The 15836-nt window shown below is 61.2% G+C and carries 15 protein-coding genes; 11 read left to right on the top strand and 4 right to left on the bottom strand.

All coding sequences use genetic code 11. The features are described from left to right. A partial coding sequence (locus Q0O99_RS16875) for a SulP family inorganic anion transporter (protein ID WP_293753136.1) occupies positions 1-1584 on the top strand: 1584 nt, incomplete at its 5' end. Between the two features lie 110 nt (positions 1585-1694). Here the strand turns inward: Q0O99_RS16875 and Q0O99_RS16870 are convergent. Next, entirely contained in the window at positions 1695-2996 is a 1302-nt protein-coding gene (locus Q0O99_RS16870; protein ID WP_293753135.1) for a DUF3422 family protein, read from the bottom strand. Positions 2997-3270: 274 nt separating this feature from the next. Between Q0O99_RS16870 and Q0O99_RS16865 the strand changes: the two genes are divergently transcribed. From Q0O99_RS16865 to fba, 9 genes are read left to right on the top strand one after another with little or no spacing between them, the layout of a single operon-like run. Continuing rightward, positions 3271-3996, top strand: coding sequence for an HAD-IA family hydrolase (locus Q0O99_RS16865; RefSeq protein ID WP_293753134.1), 726 nt, complete (start codon positions 3271-3273; stop codon positions 3994-3996). Continuing rightward, on the top strand, positions 3993-4679 hold the full coding sequence (rpe, locus tag Q0O99_RS16860; protein WP_293753133.1) for a ribulose-phosphate 3-epimerase: 687 nt from the start codon (positions 3993-3995) through the stop codon (positions 4677-4679). Before Q0O99_RS16865 ends, rpe begins: the two co-directional genes overlap by 4 nt. A 54-nt stretch (positions 4680-4733) precedes the next feature. Next, positions 4734-5831, top strand: coding sequence for a class 1 fructose-bisphosphatase (locus tag Q0O99_RS16855; RefSeq protein ID WP_293753132.1), 1098 nt, complete (start codon positions 4734-4736; stop codon positions 5829-5831). A 47-nt stretch (positions 5832-5878) separates the two neighbouring features. Beyond that, the gene (locus Q0O99_RS16850) at positions 5879-6763 is read left to right on the top strand and encodes a phosphoribulokinase (protein WP_293753131.1); all 885 of its coding nucleotides are present in this window, start codon (positions 5879-5881) and stop codon (positions 6761-6763) included. Positions 6764-6777: 14 nt separating this feature from the next. Continuing rightward, positions 6778-8880: a transketolase gene (tkt, locus tag Q0O99_RS16845; protein ID WP_293753130.1), complete on the top strand. Its 2103-nt coding sequence runs from the start codon at positions 6778-6780 to the stop codon at positions 8878-8880. Between the two features lie 9 nt (positions 8881-8889). Then, a complete protein-coding gene (locus tag Q0O99_RS16840; RefSeq protein ID WP_293753129.1) occupies positions 8890-9558 on the top strand; it encodes an HAD-IA family hydrolase in 669 nt (222 codons plus the stop codon). 51 nt (positions 9559-9609) lie between these two features. Next, positions 9610-10626, top strand: coding sequence for a type I glyceraldehyde-3-phosphate dehydrogenase (gene gap / locus Q0O99_RS16835; RefSeq protein WP_293753128.1), 1017 nt, complete (start codon positions 9610-9612; stop codon positions 10624-10626). After that, complete coding sequence (locus Q0O99_RS16830; RefSeq protein WP_293753127.1) at positions 10623-11822, top strand: phosphoglycerate kinase; 1200 nt, start codon at positions 10623-10625, stop codon at positions 11820-11822. Before gap ends, Q0O99_RS16830 begins: the two co-directional genes overlap by 4 nt. A 37-nt stretch (positions 11823-11859) precedes the next feature. After that, positions 11860-12894: a class II fructose-bisphosphate aldolase gene (fba, locus tag Q0O99_RS16825; protein WP_293753126.1), complete on the top strand. Its 1035-nt coding sequence runs from the start codon at positions 11860-11862 to the stop codon at positions 12892-12894. A 7-nt stretch (positions 12895-12901) separates the two neighbouring features. On the opposite strand, the gene Q0O99_RS16820 is transcribed toward fba, so the two are convergent. Then, a complete protein-coding gene (locus tag Q0O99_RS16820) occupies positions 12902-13522 on the bottom strand; it encodes a bifunctional 2-polyprenyl-6-hydroxyphenol methylase/3-demethylubiquinol 3-O-methyltransferase UbiG (RefSeq protein ID WP_293753125.1) in 621 nt (206 codons plus the stop codon). 36 nt (positions 13523-13558) lie between these two features. Then, complete coding sequence (locus Q0O99_RS16815; protein WP_293753124.1) at positions 13559-14050, bottom strand: Rrf2 family transcriptional regulator; 492 nt, start codon at positions 14048-14050, stop codon at positions 13559-13561. A gap of 118 nt (positions 14051-14168) precedes the next feature. Between Q0O99_RS16815 and Q0O99_RS16810 the strand changes: the two genes are divergently transcribed. Further along, positions 14169-15185 carry a MerR family transcriptional regulator gene (locus Q0O99_RS16810; RefSeq protein WP_293753123.1) on the top strand — a complete coding sequence of 339 codons (1017 nt, stop codon included), beginning with the start codon at positions 14169-14171 and terminating at the stop codon, positions 15183-15185. A gap of 164 nt (positions 15186-15349) precedes the next feature. Here Q0O99_RS16810 and Q0O99_RS16805 read toward each other — a convergent pair whose 3' ends face one another. Continuing rightward, positions 15350-15700 (bottom strand): response regulator, encoded by a 351-nt coding sequence (locus tag Q0O99_RS16805; RefSeq protein ID WP_293753122.1) that lies wholly within the window; start codon positions 15698-15700, stop codon positions 15350-15352. Between the last annotated feature and the right edge of the window lie 136 nt (positions 15701-15836).

Genomic DNA, 15836 nt, shown 5'->3' with positions numbered 1-15836 from the left:
CCCGCGCAGGCGGGCCTGTACGCCAGCATGGCCCCCTTGGTGCTGTACGCCTTGATGGGCAGCAGCGGCACCTTGGCTGTGGGGCCTGCGGCGGTGACCTCGCTGATGACGGCGGCCAGTGTGGGTGCGGTGGCGGCGCAAGGCAGCGTGGCTTACACCGAGGCGGCTTTGATGCTGGCGCTGCTCAGCGGGGCCATCATGCTGGTGATGGGTGCAGCGCGGCTGGGTTTTTTGGCCAATTTTTTGAGCCACCCTGTCATCTCGGGCTTTGTCTCGGCGTCGGGTTTGCTGATCGCGGCCAGTCAGCTCAAACATTTGTTGGGTGTGCCGCTACATGGCGAGAACCTCTTGCAGCTGCTGCCGCAGCTGTGGCACAACTTGCCCAGTCTGCATGTGCCGACCAGTGTGATGGGGCTGGGGGCTTTGGCTTTGCTGCTGCTGGTGCGCCGCGAACTCAAGCCCGTGCTCAAGCGCTTGGGGGTGTCTGCGGGCGCGGCCGATCTGGCGGCCAAGGCGGCCCCGGTGGCGGTGCTGCTCTTGAGCATTGCCTTGTCAGCCGTGTGGCAGTTGGCTGAGCAGGGCGTGCGGGTGGTCGGCACGGTGCCGCAAGGCTTGCCGCCCTTGACCTTGCCTGGTGAATCGCCCGGTGGGTGGGCCGCCACATGGGCGCTGGCCCAGGCTTTGTGGGTGCCCGCTTTGCTGATTTCCTTGGTGGGTTTTGTGGAGTCGGTGTCGGTGGGCCAGTCGCTGGCGGCCAAGCGGCGCGAACGCATCGACCCCGATGCCGAGTTGCGTGCGTTGGGCCTGAGCAATTTGGGTGCAGGTTTGAGTGGTGGCTTTCCGGTCACGGGCGGTTTTTCGCGTTCGGTGGTCAATTTTGATGCGGGTGCACGCACGCCTGCAGCAGGCATCTACACCGCTGTGGGGCTGGCACTGGCGGCCTTGTTCTTGACGCCTTGGCTCTTTCATTTGCCGCAGGCCACCTTGGCCGCCACCATCATGGTGGCCGTGCTCACCTTGGTCGATGTCGGGGTGTTTGCCCGCACCTGGCATTACGCCAAGGCTGATTTCATCGCCTTGTTCCTGACCTTTGGCCTGACCTTGGCGGTGGGTGTGGAGGCCGGGCTGATCGCGGGCGTGAGCGCCTCGGTGCTGCTGCTGCTGTACCGCACCAGCCGCCCGCACATCGCGGTGGTGGGGCAGGTGCCGGGCACCGAGCATTACCGCAATGTGCTGCGTCATGCGGTTCTGGAGCAGTCGGGCATTTTGGGTCTGCGCGTGGACGAAAGCCTGTACTTTGCCAACGCCCGATTTCTGGAAGACACCATCGCGGCCCAGGTGGCCATGCGGTCGGGCTTGCGGCATGTGGTGTTGCAGTGTTCGGCAGTCAACGACATCGATGCCAGCGCGATGGAAAGCCTGGGGACCATCAATGAGCGTTTGCAGACTTCGGGCGTGCAGCTGCACCTGTCAGAAGTCAAAGGCCCCATGCTCGACCGTTTGCAGCGCAGCCATTTGCTGGCCGAGTTGAGCGGTCAAGTGTTCCTGACGCACCACCAGGCGGTGCAGGCCTTGTCGATTTAAAGCACCTTGCAGCCGCGCCGAACTGGCCGCGACGAACTCGCCGCGCAATCGGGCAAATACGAGTGCATGCTTGAACCTCAAGCTCAAGTCTTGCGGTTGAATGCGAGGGATCAACCCTCGCGGCGCAGTTTGTCGTGGATGCGCTTGTTGGTGCGCCAAACCAACCACAGCACCAGAGGCACGAAAGCGCCCGCGGCCATTTCGGGGTGAATCGGCAGGCCTGCGGCGTTGGCGGCTTTGCCCAGGTACAGCAAGAGGCTAATGACGTAGTACGAGATGGCCGCGATCGACAGGCCTTCCACCGTGGTTTGCAAGCGCAGTTGAAGCTCTTGGCCTTTGGTCAGCTTGGCCAGTAACTGGCTGTTTTGTTCTTCGGTGGCGATGTCCACGCGTGTTCGCAGCAGGGCGCTGGTGCGACTGATGCGCTCAGAAAGTGAGGTCAGGCGCTGCGCTGTGGCGGCCACCGTGGCCATGGCGGGCGACAAGCGCCGCCGCATGAATTCGCCAATGGTTTGGGTGCCGCTGATAGGCGATTCGCGCAGCTCGGCAATGCGCTCGCGCACCAGATTGTCGTAAGCGGCAGTGGCGGCAAAGCGAAAGGAGTGCTCGGCGGTGATGAGTTCGACCGAGGCGGCCAGACTGATCAGGCGGTCGAGCATGGTCTGGTCTTGTGCGGCCTTGTTTTGCAGGGCGGCCGTGATATCGGCCAATTCGCGCTCGGCCAGCCCCAGTTGCGCGCCCACGGCTTTGGCCACCGGCAAGCCGCGCAGGGCCATCAGGCGGTAGGTTTCCAGTTCCAGCAAGCGTTGCGAGATGCGGCCACCGCGCGTGTCGCTGGTGGCTTGTGGGGCCAGCACCAAGATGCGCTCAAAGCCACTGGGGCGCAAATGGAAGTCGGTCACCACCAAGGAGTGTGCGGGGTTGCCCATGCGCGAGGCCACTACGGTGTGATCGCCAAACCAATGCCGCGCTTTGCGCAAGGATTGCTGCGGGTCGCTCAGGTCGTCGTGCAGCATGATGAGCTTGACCGCAGCAAAGGTGCGCCCGGGAATGGCGGCCAGCCAACCGTCGGGCAAGGCCAGGAAAGACAGCAGCTCCGGGTCTTGGGCGTCCAGGCCTGCGTCTTGCGGCAGTGGCTGGACCAGCGAGTAGCGGGTGAATTCGGTGTGCCGCTCCCATTTGAGGGTGTAGGCCCCCAGGCGCAAACGCACAAAGTTGCCTTGCATCTCCTCGAGCATCAAATCGGGTTGCAGGCGCTTGAGGTGCTCCCATTCCTGCTCGCGGCTGACCCCGTTGTTGAATACACCCACCAAGACGATGAAGGCTGGCAAACGGATGCGGGCGCTGGGGCGGGCATGGACCTCGTTGTGCAGCGCTATGCGCAAAGGGTCGTCAACAGGCAGGGTGTTCATGGGGTGCTCTGGTGGGCTGGGCAGGTTTGCAGGCTCATTCTAGCGATGGGGTTGGCTTGCAAAGTATGGGGCAGGCAGGCCGATGGCAGAGGATCGGCTTGCGGCCTTGGGCCGGATTTGCTGCTGTGGCCAGGCGTGCGATGGGCTCTGGTGCCCAGTATTCGCCTTTGTGTATTAAGCTTTTACTTAATTAACCAATTGCCAATATTGAATTGTCCTGAGCCCCAGACCTTTTTAAAGTGGAGCCCTTCTTCCTCACGAAGGGCTGCACCCCATGTTGAAAGCACTGATCTTTGATGTCGACGGCACCTTGGCCGACACCGAAATGGCCCATTTGGCGGCGTTCAACCATGCCTTCTCCGAGGTGGGCCTGGATTGGCACTGGGATGTGCCGCTGTACACCCGCTTGTTGGCGGTGTCGGGCGGCAAAGAGCGCATCAAGGCGTATTGGCAAACCCTGGAGACCCAGCCCAAGGACATCACGGGCGCGGGCATGCAGGAGACGATTGACCATTTGCACGAGATCAAAACCGCCGCCTACGAGCAAGCGGTGCAAAACGGCGCGGTGCACATGCGCCCGGGCGTGCTGGCGCTGCTGTCGGCCGCCAGTGCGGCGGGGCTCAAACTGGCCATTGCCACCACCACCTCACCCGTGAACATCGCGGCCCTGCTGCGCCAGGCCATCGGGCCGGACTGGATGCTGAATTTTTCTGTGATCGAAGACGCCTCGACCGCGCCGCGCAAAAAACCCGACCCGATGGTCTACCAGCAAACCCTCTCGCGGCTGGGTCTTGCGCCCGAGCATTGTCTGGCGTTTGAAGATTCCGAAAACGGCCTGCGCGCTGCCCTGGCTGCAGGTCTGCCCACGGTCATCACCCCCAACGATTTCACAGCCGCGCACGATTTCAAAGGCGCATTGCGCATCTGCCCCAGCCTGCAAGGCGTGGGGCTGGCGCAGCTGCGTGAATGGCACCACACCGCTTTCAAGGCTCAGGCATGAACCCCGTCCGCATCGCCCCGTCCATCTTGTCCGCCGACTTTGCCCGTTTGGGCGAGGAGGTCCGCGCCATTGAAGCCGCAGGCGCGGACTGGGTGCACTTTGACGTGATGGACAACCATTACGTGCCCAACCTGACCATTGGCCCGCTGGTGTGCGAAGCCATCCGCCCGCATGTGCAAATTCCGATCGATGTGCATTTGATGGTCGAGCCGGTCGATGCGCTGGTGCCCTTGTTTGCCAAGGCCGGTGCCAACATCATCACCTTTCACCCCGAAGCCAGCCGCCATGTGGACCGCACTTTGCAAATGATCCGTGACCACGGCTGCAAGGCCGGTCTGGTGTTCAACCCCGCCACCCCGCTGGAATGGATGGACCATGTGATGGACCGCCTGGACGTGGTGCTGCTCATGAGCGTGAACCCCGGTTTTGGTGGCCAAAAGTTCATCCCCTCCACTTTGCCCAAGCTGCAAGCGGCGCGCCAGCGCATCAACACCCATGTGGCCCGGGGCGGCCAGTCCATCGTGCTGGAGGTGGATGGCGGCGTGAAGACCGACAACATCGCGCAGATCGTGGCCGCCGGTGCCGACACCTGTGTGGCGGGCAGTGCCGTGTTTGGTGCGCCCGATGCCGACGGTGGCTACCGGGGCGTGATGCAAGCGCTCAAGCAAGCCGCCTTGGCCTGAGCCGAATTTCGAATTCGCGACTTTTTTAAAAAAACTTCAGAGAGTGTTTGCCCCATGTCCTTGAGCCCCCGCACCACGCCCACCCTGACGCAGTACCTGATCGAAGAGCGCCGTAGATTTCCCGATGCCAGTGGCGACTTCAATGCCTTGATTTTGGACGTGGCCATGGCCTGCAAAGCCATTGCCAAATCGGTGGCCTATGGCGCATTGGCCGACATGTATGGCAACCATGCGGCCGACGCTGGCGGCAGCATCAACGTGCAGGGCGAAACCCAGAAAAAACTCGACGTGGTCAGCAACGACTTGTTCATCCGCATGAACGAGTGGGGCGGTCATTTGGCGGGCATGGCGTCTGAAGAGATGGACTTGCCCTACGACATTCCGCCGCAACACCCCCGTGGCAAATACCTGCTGGTGTTTGACCCGCTGGACGGCTCCAGCAACATTGACGTGAACGTGTCGGTGGGCAGCATTTTCAGTGTGCTGCGTGCGCCCGACGCCACCGCCGAGGGCGGGCCCTTGACCGAGGCCGATTTCTTCCAGCCGGGTACCCGCCAGATTGCCGCCGGTTATGCCTTGTACGGCCCCACCACCATGCTGGTGCTGAGCGTGGGCAATGGTGTGGCCGGTTTCACGCTCGACCCGGTGATGGGCGAGTTCATGCTGACCCACCCCGAGTTGCGCGTGCCCGAAGACACGCAGGAATTCGCCATTAACGCCTCCAACAGCCGCTTTTGGGAAGCCCCGGTCAAGCGCTATGTGGACGAATGCCTGGCGGGCAAAACCGGCCCGCGTGGCAAGGACTTCAACATGCGCTGGATCGCCTCCATGGTGGCCGAGGCCCACCGCATCTTGATGCGTGGCGGCGTGTTCATGTACCCCCGCGACACCAAAGACCCGAGCAAGCCCGGCCGCTTGCGCTTGTTGTACGAGGCCAACCCGGTCGGCTTCATCATGGAGCAAGCCGGTGGCCGCGCCAGCACCGGTCAAGTGCCCATGCTGAGCGTGCAGCCCACCAGCTTGCACCAGCGCATTGGCCTGGTGTTTGGCTCCAAAAACGAGGTCGAGCGCATTGAGCGTTACCACGCCGAGCCCCCCAAACAAGACAGTTTTGCCCCGCTGTTTGCTGAGCGCAGCTTGTTCCGCGATTGAGCCGCCCACACGGCAGCCACCGAATTTGAAAACTACAAGGAAATCCCATGTCTGAACGCCACCCCATCATTGCCATCACCGGCTCCAGCGGCGCGGGCACGTCCACCGTGACGCGCACTTTTTCGAACATTTTCCGCCGCGAAGGCGTGAAGGCCGCCATCATCGAAGGCGACAGCTTTCACCGCTTTGACCGCAAAGAGATGAAAAAACGCGGCGCAGACGCAGAAAAAGATGGCAACAAACATTTCAGCCACTTCAGTGCTGAGAACAACCTCTTTGGTGAGATTGAAAACCTCTTTCGCACCTACGGTGCCACAGGCCAGGGCAAAGCCCGCAAATACCTGCACAACGCCGAAGAGGCCGCGCCTTACCAACAAGAACCCGGCACGTTCACCCCTTGGGAAGACCTGCCGAACGATACCGACATGCTGTTTTACGAGGGCTTGCACGGCGCCGTGGTCACGCCCGAGCACAACATTGCGCAGCATCCCGATTTGCGCGTGGGCGTGGTGCCGGTCATCAACCTGGAGTGGATTCAGAAACTCTGGCGCGACAAGCACCAGCGCGGCTACAGCACCGAGGCGGTGACCGACACCATCTTGCGCCGCATGCCCGACTATGTGAATTACATCGTGCCGCAGTTTGAGCACACGCACGTCAACTTCCAGCGCGTGCCCATGGTGGACACCTCCAATCCCTTCATCTCGCGCGACATCCCGTCAGCCGATGAAAGCGTGGTGGTGATCCGATTTGCCAACCCCAAAGGCATCGACTTTCCCTACTTGCTCAACATGATCAACGACTCCTGGATGAGCCGTGCCAACACCATCGTGGTGCCCGGCGGCAAGATGGAAATCGCCATGCAACTGATCTTCACGCCCTTTGTCTGGCGCATGATGGAGCGCCGCAAACGGGCGTTGGGCCAGGCTTGAGCAGGAGGCGCACGATGAACACCGCCTTGTCCACGCCGCACCCCACAACTGAAATGGCCCAGCGCATGGCCAACGCCGTGCGCATGCTGGCGGTTGATGCCGTCGAAGCCGCCAAATCCGGCCACCCCGGCGCGCCCATGGGCATGGCCGATATTGCCGAAGTGCTGTGGAACCGCCACCTGCAACACAACCCCCTCAACCCACAATGGGCCAACCGCGACCGCTTTGTGCTGTCCAACGGTCACGGCTCGATGTTGATCTATGCCTTGCTGCACCTGACCGGCTACGACTTGCCGATGGCGGAACTGAAAAAATTTCGCCAACTGCACAGCAAAACCCCAGGTCACCCCGAGGTCGACATCACCCCGGGCGTGGAAACCACCACCGGCCCTTTGGGCCAGGGCATCACCAACGCGGTAGGCATGGCGCTGGCCGAAAAAATGTTGGCACAAGAGTTCAACCGCGAAGAGGATGGACGTCGTCTGGACATCGTGGACCACATGACCTATGTGTTCTTGGGCGATGGCTGCCTGATGGAAGGCATCAGCCATGAAGCCTGTTCGCTGGCCGGCACCCTGCGCCTGTCCAAGTTGGTGGCGCTGTACGACGACAATGGCATCTCGATCGACGGCCATGTGGAAGGCTGGTTCACCGACGACACGCCCAAGCGTTTTGAGGCCTATGGCTGGAACGTGATCCCTGCGGTGGATGGTCACGACCCGCAAGCCGTGCATGCCGCCATTGAAGCGGCCAAGGCGCAGGCGCAACAAGCCAACGGCCGCCCAACCCTGATTTGCTGCAAAACCGTGATCGGCATGGGCTCGCCCAACAAGGCGGGCACCCACGATGTGCATGGCGCTGCGCTGGGCGCTGCCGAAATTGCGGCCACCCGCGAAGCCTTGAACTGGCCACACGCACCCTTTGAGATCCCGGACGATGTGCGCCAAGCCTGGGACGCCACCGCACGTGGCGTGGCCGCGCAAGCCCAGTGGGACCAGTTGTTTGCTGACTACAAAAATCTGTACCCGCAAGATGCCGCCGAGTTCGAGCGCCGCATGCGTGGCGATTTGAGCGCTGCTTACACCCAAGGTCTGGCCCAGGCGCTGGCCGCCATTGTGGCTAAGCCCGATGCGGTGGCCACCCGCAAAGCCAGCCAAAACGCGCTGGATGTGTTGGCCCCCTTGTTGCCCGAGTTTTTTGGCGGAAGCGCCGACCTCACCGGCTCGAACCTGACCAACTTCAAAGGCTGTACCAAGGCCGGCCGCGACACCTGGGGCAACCACCTGTCGTATGGCGTGCGCGAGTTCGGCATGGCCGCCATCATGAACGGCATGGCGCTGCATGGTGGTTTCATTCCCTATGGCGGCACCTTCCTGACGTTTTCGGATTATTCGCGCAACGCCATCCGCATGGCGGCGCTCATGAAAAAACGCGTGATCCATGTCTTCACGCACGACTCGATTGGTCTGGGCGAAGACGGCCCCACGCACCAAAGCGTGGAGCATGTGCCCAGCTTGCGCATCATTCCGGGCCTGGACGTGTGGCGTCCGGCCGACGGGCTGGAGACCGCTGTGGCCTGGGCCTGTGCGGTGGAGCGGCGCGATGGACCCAGCGCCTTGGCTTTGTCGCGCCAGAACCTGCCCCAGCTGCTCAGCAGCGTGGCCGATGCCGACAAGGTGCGCCACGGTGGTTACATCTTGAGCGACATGCCGGGCGCGCAAGCCATCATCGTGGCCACAGGCTCTGAGATTTCGCTGGCCATGCAGGCACAAGCGGACCTGGCCACCCAAGGCGTGGCCACGCGGGTGGTGTCCATGCCCTGCACCAATGTGTTTGACCGGCAAAGCGATGCTTACCAAGACAGCGTGCTCCCCTTGGGCTTGCCCACGGTGGCGGTGGAGGCGGCGCACCCTGACTTCTGGCGCAAGTACGTGGGCCGCACGGGCATGGTGATCGGCATCGCCAGCTTTGGTGAGTCGGCCCCGGCCCCGGCGCTGTATGCGCACTTTGGCATCACCCGCGAGCGCGTGTGCGAGGCCGTGCGCACGCTGGTGCACCGCCACCAGCACCGCCAGGCGCAGGCCTTGCCTGAACACATCGTCCCCTCTGACAACTGAAGGCTCGTGATGACGTCACACAAAAAAGCTTATTTTTTCGACCTGGATGGCACCTTGGTCGAAACCGCCCCCGAAATTGCCGATGCGGTGAACGACACCTTGCGCTATTTCGACTGGCCTGAAGTGACCCAAACCCAGGTCAATGACTGGATCGGGCATGGCACCAAAGAGCTGCTGATTCAGGCCTTGGCCAGCGTGACCCACACCACGGTCGAGGCCGTGCGCAAGGGCCCCGACCTGAAGCAGGCGCTGCCGATTTTTGACCGCTGTTACCAGGCCCGCTGCGGCACACGCAGCCACCTGTACCCGCAGGTGCGCGAAGTGCTGGCCGCTTTGCGCGCACGCGGCTGCAAGTTGGCGGTGGTGACCAACAAAGAAGGCCGCTACACCGACACCGTGCTGCGCGTGCACGACCTGCAAGCGGCGTTTGATGTGGTGATCAGCGGCGACACGTTCCCCGTCAAGAAACCCGACCCGACCAGCGTGGTCGATTGCTTGGCGCGTTGGCAGCTCAAAGCGTCAGACGCCCTGTTTGTGGGCGATTCGTCGATCGATGCGGCCACGGCGCGCAACGCGGGTGTGCCAGTCTGGTTGCTGCCCTATGGCTACAACATGGGCGAGTCGGTGCACACCTGTTCGCCTGACCGGGTGATCGACGATTTCTCAGCCTTGCTGTAACCCCCGATATTTCAAGCTGTATCCATTCATTTCCCGATAGAGAGATTTTTCATGACGACAAAAATTGGCATCAACGGATTTGGCCGCATCGGCCGCATGGTGTTCCGCGCAGCGGTGCAAAACTTCCAGGACGTGGAGGTGGTCGCCATCAACGATTTGCTGGAACCCGATTACCTGGCGTACATGCTGCAATACGACAGCGTGCACGGCCGTTTTGACGGCGACGTGAGCGTTGAAGGCAGCACCCTGATCGTGAACGGCCAACGAATTCGCCTGACGCAAGAGCGCGACCCCGCGAATTTGAAATGGAACGAGGTCGGCGCGGACGTGGTGATCGAAGCCACAGGCTTGTTCCTCGACCAAGAAGGTGCTGGCAAACACTTGACCGCAGGGGCTAAAAAAGTGGTCATCTCGGCCCCTTCAAAAGATGACACGCCCATGTTTGTGTTTGGCGTGAACCACGCCAGCTACGCGGGGCAAGCCATCGTCAGCAACGCCAGCTGCACCACCAACGCTTTGGCGCCCTTGGCCAAAGTGCTGCACGACAAATGGGGCATCAAACGCGGTTTGATGACCACCGTGCACGCCGCGACCGCCACGCAAAAAACCGTGGATGGTCCCAGCAACAAAGACTGGCGCGGTGGGCGTGGCATTTTGGAAAACATCATCCCCAGCAGCACTGGCGCGGCCAAGGCCGTGGGCGTGGTGATCCCTGCCATGAAAGGCAAGTTGACCGGCGTCTCGGTGCGTGTGCCCACCAGCGATGTGTCCTTGGTCGACTTGACCGTGGAGTTGGACCATCCGGCCACTTACGCCGAGATTTGCGCCGAGATGAAAGCCCAAAGCCAGGGCGCATTGAAGCGTGTTTTGGGCTACACCGAAGCCAAAGTGGTGTCCACCGATTTCCGTGGCGAGGTCTGCACCAGCGTGTTCGACGCCGAAGCGGGCATGGCGCTGGACAGCACTTTCGTCAAGCTCATGGCCTGGTACGACAACGAGTGGGGCTACTCCAACAAGTGCCTGGAAATGGCCCGCGTGGTGTCCGGCGCGACTGGGGGGGTGCGATGAATGTTCTGCGATTTGCCGATGTGGCGAAAAGCGGCTTTGCCGAAAACCGCCGCGTGTTCATCCGCGCCGACCTGAACGTGCCCCAGGCCGATGACGGCAGTATCACCGAAGACACCCGAATTCGCGCCAGCGTGCCCTGCATCCAGATGGCCTTGGCCGCAGGGGCTGCCGTGATGGTGACCAGCCATTTGGGTCGCCCGACCGAGGGCGAGTTCAAGCCCGAAGATTCGCTGGCACCGGTGGCCAAGCGCTTGGGCGAGTTGCTTGGTCGGGAAGTTCCTTTGATCGCCAACTGGGTGGATGGCGTGACCGTCGCCCCCGGCCAAGTGGTGTTGCTTGAAAACTGCCGTCTCAACCAGGGTGAGAAGAAAAACGACGAAGCGCTGGCCCGCAAGCTGGCCCATCTGTGCGACATCTACGTGAACGACGCCTTTGGCACCGCGCACCGCGCCGAAGGCACAACCTATGGCATCGCGCAGTTCGCGCCGATTGCCTGTGCAGGCCCCTTGCTGTCGGCCGAGATCGATGCGATCAGCAAGGCGCTGACCGCGCCCCAGCGTTCGCTGGTCGCCATCGTGGCGGGCAGCAAAGTCTCGACCAAGCTGACCATCTTGAAGAGCCTGTCCAAAAACGTGGACCAGCTGATCGTGGGCGGTGGCATTGCCAACACCTTCATGTTGGCCGCAGGCCTGAAGATCGGCAAAAGCTTGGCCGAAGCCGACTTGGTGGACGAGGCGAAAGCCGTGATCGAGGCCATGAAAGCGCGTGGTGCAGAAGTCCCGATTCCGACCGATGTGGTGACGGCCAAGACCTTCTCAGCAGATGCGGTGGCCACGGTCAAAAAAGCCACCGACGTGGCCGATGACGACCTGATCCTGGACATTGGCCCAGAGACCGCGGCCAAGCTGGCCGCCCAGCTCAAGCAAGCAGGCACGATTGTGTGGAACGGCCCGGTGGGCGTGTTCGAGTTCGCGGCCTTTGAAAACGGCACCCAAGTCATTGCGCAGGCCATTGCCGAGTCCAGCGCCTTCAGCATCGCGGGCGGTGGCGACACGCTGGCGGCGATTGCCAAATACGGCATCGAAGACCAGGTGGGCTACATCTCGACCGGCGGCGGTGCTTTCCTCGAAATCCTGGAAGGCAAGACTCTGCCCGCCATTGAAATTTTGACCCAGCGCTCGGCCGTGGGTCTTTGACCTTCATTCATTTTTTTAATTTACAAGGACATTCACCATGGCATTGGTTTCATTGCGCCAAGTTCTCGACCACGCCGCCGAATTCGGCTACGGCATTCCCGCATTCAACGTCAACAACCTCGAACAGGTGCAGGCCATCATGGAGGCCGCACAGGCCACCGACAGCCCGGTCATCTTGCAAGCTTCGGCCGGTGCGCGCAAATACGCGGGTGAGGCGTATTTGCGCCATCTGGTGCTGGCCGCCATCGAGACGCACCCCGACATTCCGGTGGTTTTGCACCAGGACCACGGGGCCACCCCCGCACAGTGCCAGCAGTCCATCCGTTCGGGCTTTTCGAGCGTGATGATGGATGGCTCGCTCATGGCCGATGCCAAGACACCTGCCAGCTACGAGTACAACGTGGGCGTGACCCAAAAGGTGTGCGAAATGGCGCACGCCGTGGGCGTGTCTGTGGAGGGGGAGTTGGGCTGCCTTGGCTCGCTGGAAACCGGCGAGGCGGGCGAAGAAGACGGTGTGGGCGCCGAGGGCAAACTCAGCCACGAGCAGATGCTGACCGACCCGCTGCAGGCCAGAGATTTTGTGGCCCAAACCGGGGTGGACGCCTTGGCCATCGCCATTGGCACCAGCCACGGCGCTTACAAATTCACTCGCCCGCCCACAGGTGACATCTTGGCCATGGACCGCATCGTGGCCATCCATGCGGCCATTCCCAACACCCATTTGGTCATGCACGGCAGCTCCAGCGTGCCGCAAGAGTGGTTGCAGATCATTCGCCAATACGGCGGCGACATCAAGGAAACCTATGGTGTGCCGGTCGAAGAGATCGTGCGCGGCATCCAAAGCGGTGTGCGCAAGGTCAACATCGACACCGACATCCGCTTGGCCATGACCGGTGCCATGCGCCAGGTGTTTGCCCAGCAGCCCTCGGAGTTCGATCCCCGCAAAGCTTTGGCCGCTGCTAAAAAAGCAGCAGCGGGCATCGTCAAAGCCCGCTTTGAAGCCTTTGGCTGCGCCGGGCGTGGCAGCCAGATCAAGCCCGTGTCGCTGGAGGCCATGGCCGCCCGGTATTGATCAATCCTCAACCCGGCTTGCGCGCCGTCAGCCCCAGCAGGCCCGACATGCCCTGGTGGCCCGTGCCCTCGGTGATCTCGGCCTCGTAGGTGCGCAGGTCCAGGATGTCCAGTTCGCCGAAGGCGTCCAGCATCAGGGCTTCGTCGTACATGTGCGCCAGTTTGCCGGGACCGCCAGTGTTGAAGTCCAGTTGGCGTGGCGTGTAGCCCTGAATGATCAGGGTGCCGCCGGGTTTGAGGCTGCCCAGCATGCGCGCAAACAGGGCGCTGCGTTCATCGGGCGTGGCGAACTGGAAAAAGATGCCCACCACGTTGTCGTAATGTGCAGGCCACCAGTCAAACGACTGCCAATCGCTGCACACAAAATTCACTTTCACTTGTCGGCTTTGGGCCAAAGCTTGGGCTTTGAGGATGGCGTTATCCGAAAAATCAAAGGCATCAACCTGCAGGCCTTGCTTGGCCAGCCACACGCCGTTGCGGCCTTCGCCATCGGCCACGGCCAGTGCGTTGCCGGGTGTCAGATGCGCCGCTTGTGACTCCAGATACGCGTTGGGCGCTTGGCCAAACACGTAGTGTTCTGCGGCAAAGCGTTGGTTCCAGGTTTGTTGGGGATTGTTGAATGTGCTCATCGGGTGACTCCTTCAAACCCGAGAGGCTAGCAGAGCCTATAAAGCCATGTGCAACTGAAACACCGAGTTGGGGGCCTTGGGCACCAAGGGCGCTGTCAGGGGTTTGAACTTGAAGCGGTTGACCATGGGCGCTTCAACAGGAATGTGCATCGCCTGCACCACCACAAAATCGGACAAAGCAGACTGACTCAAGGTGTCGATGATCACCCGCTCCAGTCCCCATTCGAAGTCTGCTGCTTCAAGCGGCAGCGCTTCGCTGCTCTGCTGCGCCAAGGTGGGCTCGAACACAGCGGCAATGTCCCACATGGAAATCATCGACAAGTCGCCCCTGATTTCATAGCCGCCGCCGGGGCCCTTGCGGGACGACACGATCTGATGGTCTTTCAGCGGCTTGAGGATGCTTTCCAGGTTGGAGACAGACAGTTGCAGGCGTCGGGCCAGCTCGGTGGTGGAAACGCGGCCTTGGTTTTGATGTGCAGCGATCATCACGCACACATCCATGGCATTGATGGCTTTGTTGGAAATCATGTGTAAACCCTCCATGAGTAGGATTTTGCGATAAATAACTCCTCAAATTTTTTTATTTTTAGTCTAATCAGATTTTTCGACATAAAATCTACGCAATACCTAAACAAAAAAGGCCTCTGTGTCCAACAACCCAAGCGCTCAGTCACCGCTCTACCGCATCGGCGCCGTCTCCAAAACCACCGAGATCCCGGTCTCCACTTTGCGCATCTGGCAAACGCGTTATGGCGCCTTCACCCCCGTCAAGACCGAGGGCAACCAACGCTTGTTTGCCGAGCACGATGTGTCCAAGGCGCTCTTGCTCAAACAGTTGTCGGGGGCCGGGCATGGCATTGGCAGCATTGCCCGTTTGGATCTGGCGCAGCTGAGACTGCTGTGTCATCCAGACCATCAGGCCCCGGCGTTGTTGGCTCCGGCCCAGCCTGTGTGTTTGGCGGTGGTGGGTTTGGGCCTGGCCAACCGCATCGAGTCGCATCAATTTGCCGCTGTTCTGAGTCAGCACCGCATACAGGTCACCGACGTGATGGACGATCTGGCCACCGCGCACCACGCGCCTTTGTCAGGCAAGCCGCAAGTGCTGCTCGTCCAGGTCAACTCGCTGCAGGACACGGTGTTCGAGTCGATCCAGGCGCTGCTGCAGCGTCAGCCCTTTGCGCAGACCATCGTGCTGTACCACTTCGCGCCCGACAGGGTGGTGCAAACCATGAAGTTGGCCGGTTTGACGGTCCGGCGCAACCCGATCTCGGACAGCGAGTTGGCCGAGTTGTTGCAGTCGATTTTGTTTGTCGACCGCGACCGGGCCCAGGCCTATGGCCACCAAGGGGCGGTGATTGCCGGTCGCAAATACTCGGACGACACTTTGCGGCGCGTGGCGGGCATCTCAACCAACGTCTTGTGCGAGTGCCCCAAGCATGTGGCCGAGCTGATCGCGCAATTGGCCAGCTTTGAGACCTACAGCCAGGAATGCTTGAACAAGAACACCGAAGACGCGCACCTGCATTCGTATTTGCGCGCCATCTCAGGTTCGGCACGCAGCTTGTTCGAAAACGCGCTCGAAAAAATCGCGCAGCACGAAGGCATTGATTTGCGAGAAACCGCCCGCTCCAACCCGCCGAGCCAACACCACAGCCGCCGCTGATCCCGAGCCGACCACCCGCTGGCACGAAACGTCCCAGGGCCGCTTTAAGGTTGATGGGATGGCGAATGGACTGATGCAGTGGCGAGTGGACTGATGCAGTGGCGAGTGGACTGACGCCACGCCGTTGGCACCCGCTTTGGTCCAGGCTGGGTCGAACTGAGCGGCTAAGCCTTGGTCGCTGAGTCTGTGGTGCTAGAAGGCGCGCGCAGATCAAGCAAACGTTCGATTTGTGCGCACAATTTTTCGGGCTCGAAGGGCTTGAGCATCAACACGTTCAGCCCAGCCGCTTCAAAGCGTGCCAGGTCCTGTTGGTTCACATTCGCGGTCAAGCCGATGACGGGCGTGCTGGCCACCCAGGGCAGTGGGCTGGCGCGCAGAGTGCGCGTGGCTTCAATGCCATCCATGTGGGGCATCACCATGTCCATGAACACCAGATCATGGTGCTGGTCTTGCAGGGTTTGTAAGGCTTTTTCCCCATCTGCCGCCTCACGCACGGTGCATTGGTGTTGAATCACAACCAAATCTGAGCCAATTTCCGAGCTTTACACGTTGAAAATTGAGCCACGTTGAGAGCTACCCTGCTTATTTTTTATGCAGGGTGGCAGGAGTGATCAACGTGAGTACATTGAGTAAATTGCGCCGTCTTGTTCT

Source organism: Limnohabitans sp. Rim8 (genome assembly GCF_945901735.1).
Taxonomy (GTDB): domain Bacteria; phylum Pseudomonadota; class Gammaproteobacteria; order Burkholderiales; family Burkholderiaceae_C; genus Limnohabitans_A.
The sequence above is the reverse complement of the archived record's forward strand: the minus strand, read 5'-3'. Positions and strand labels throughout refer to the sequence as shown.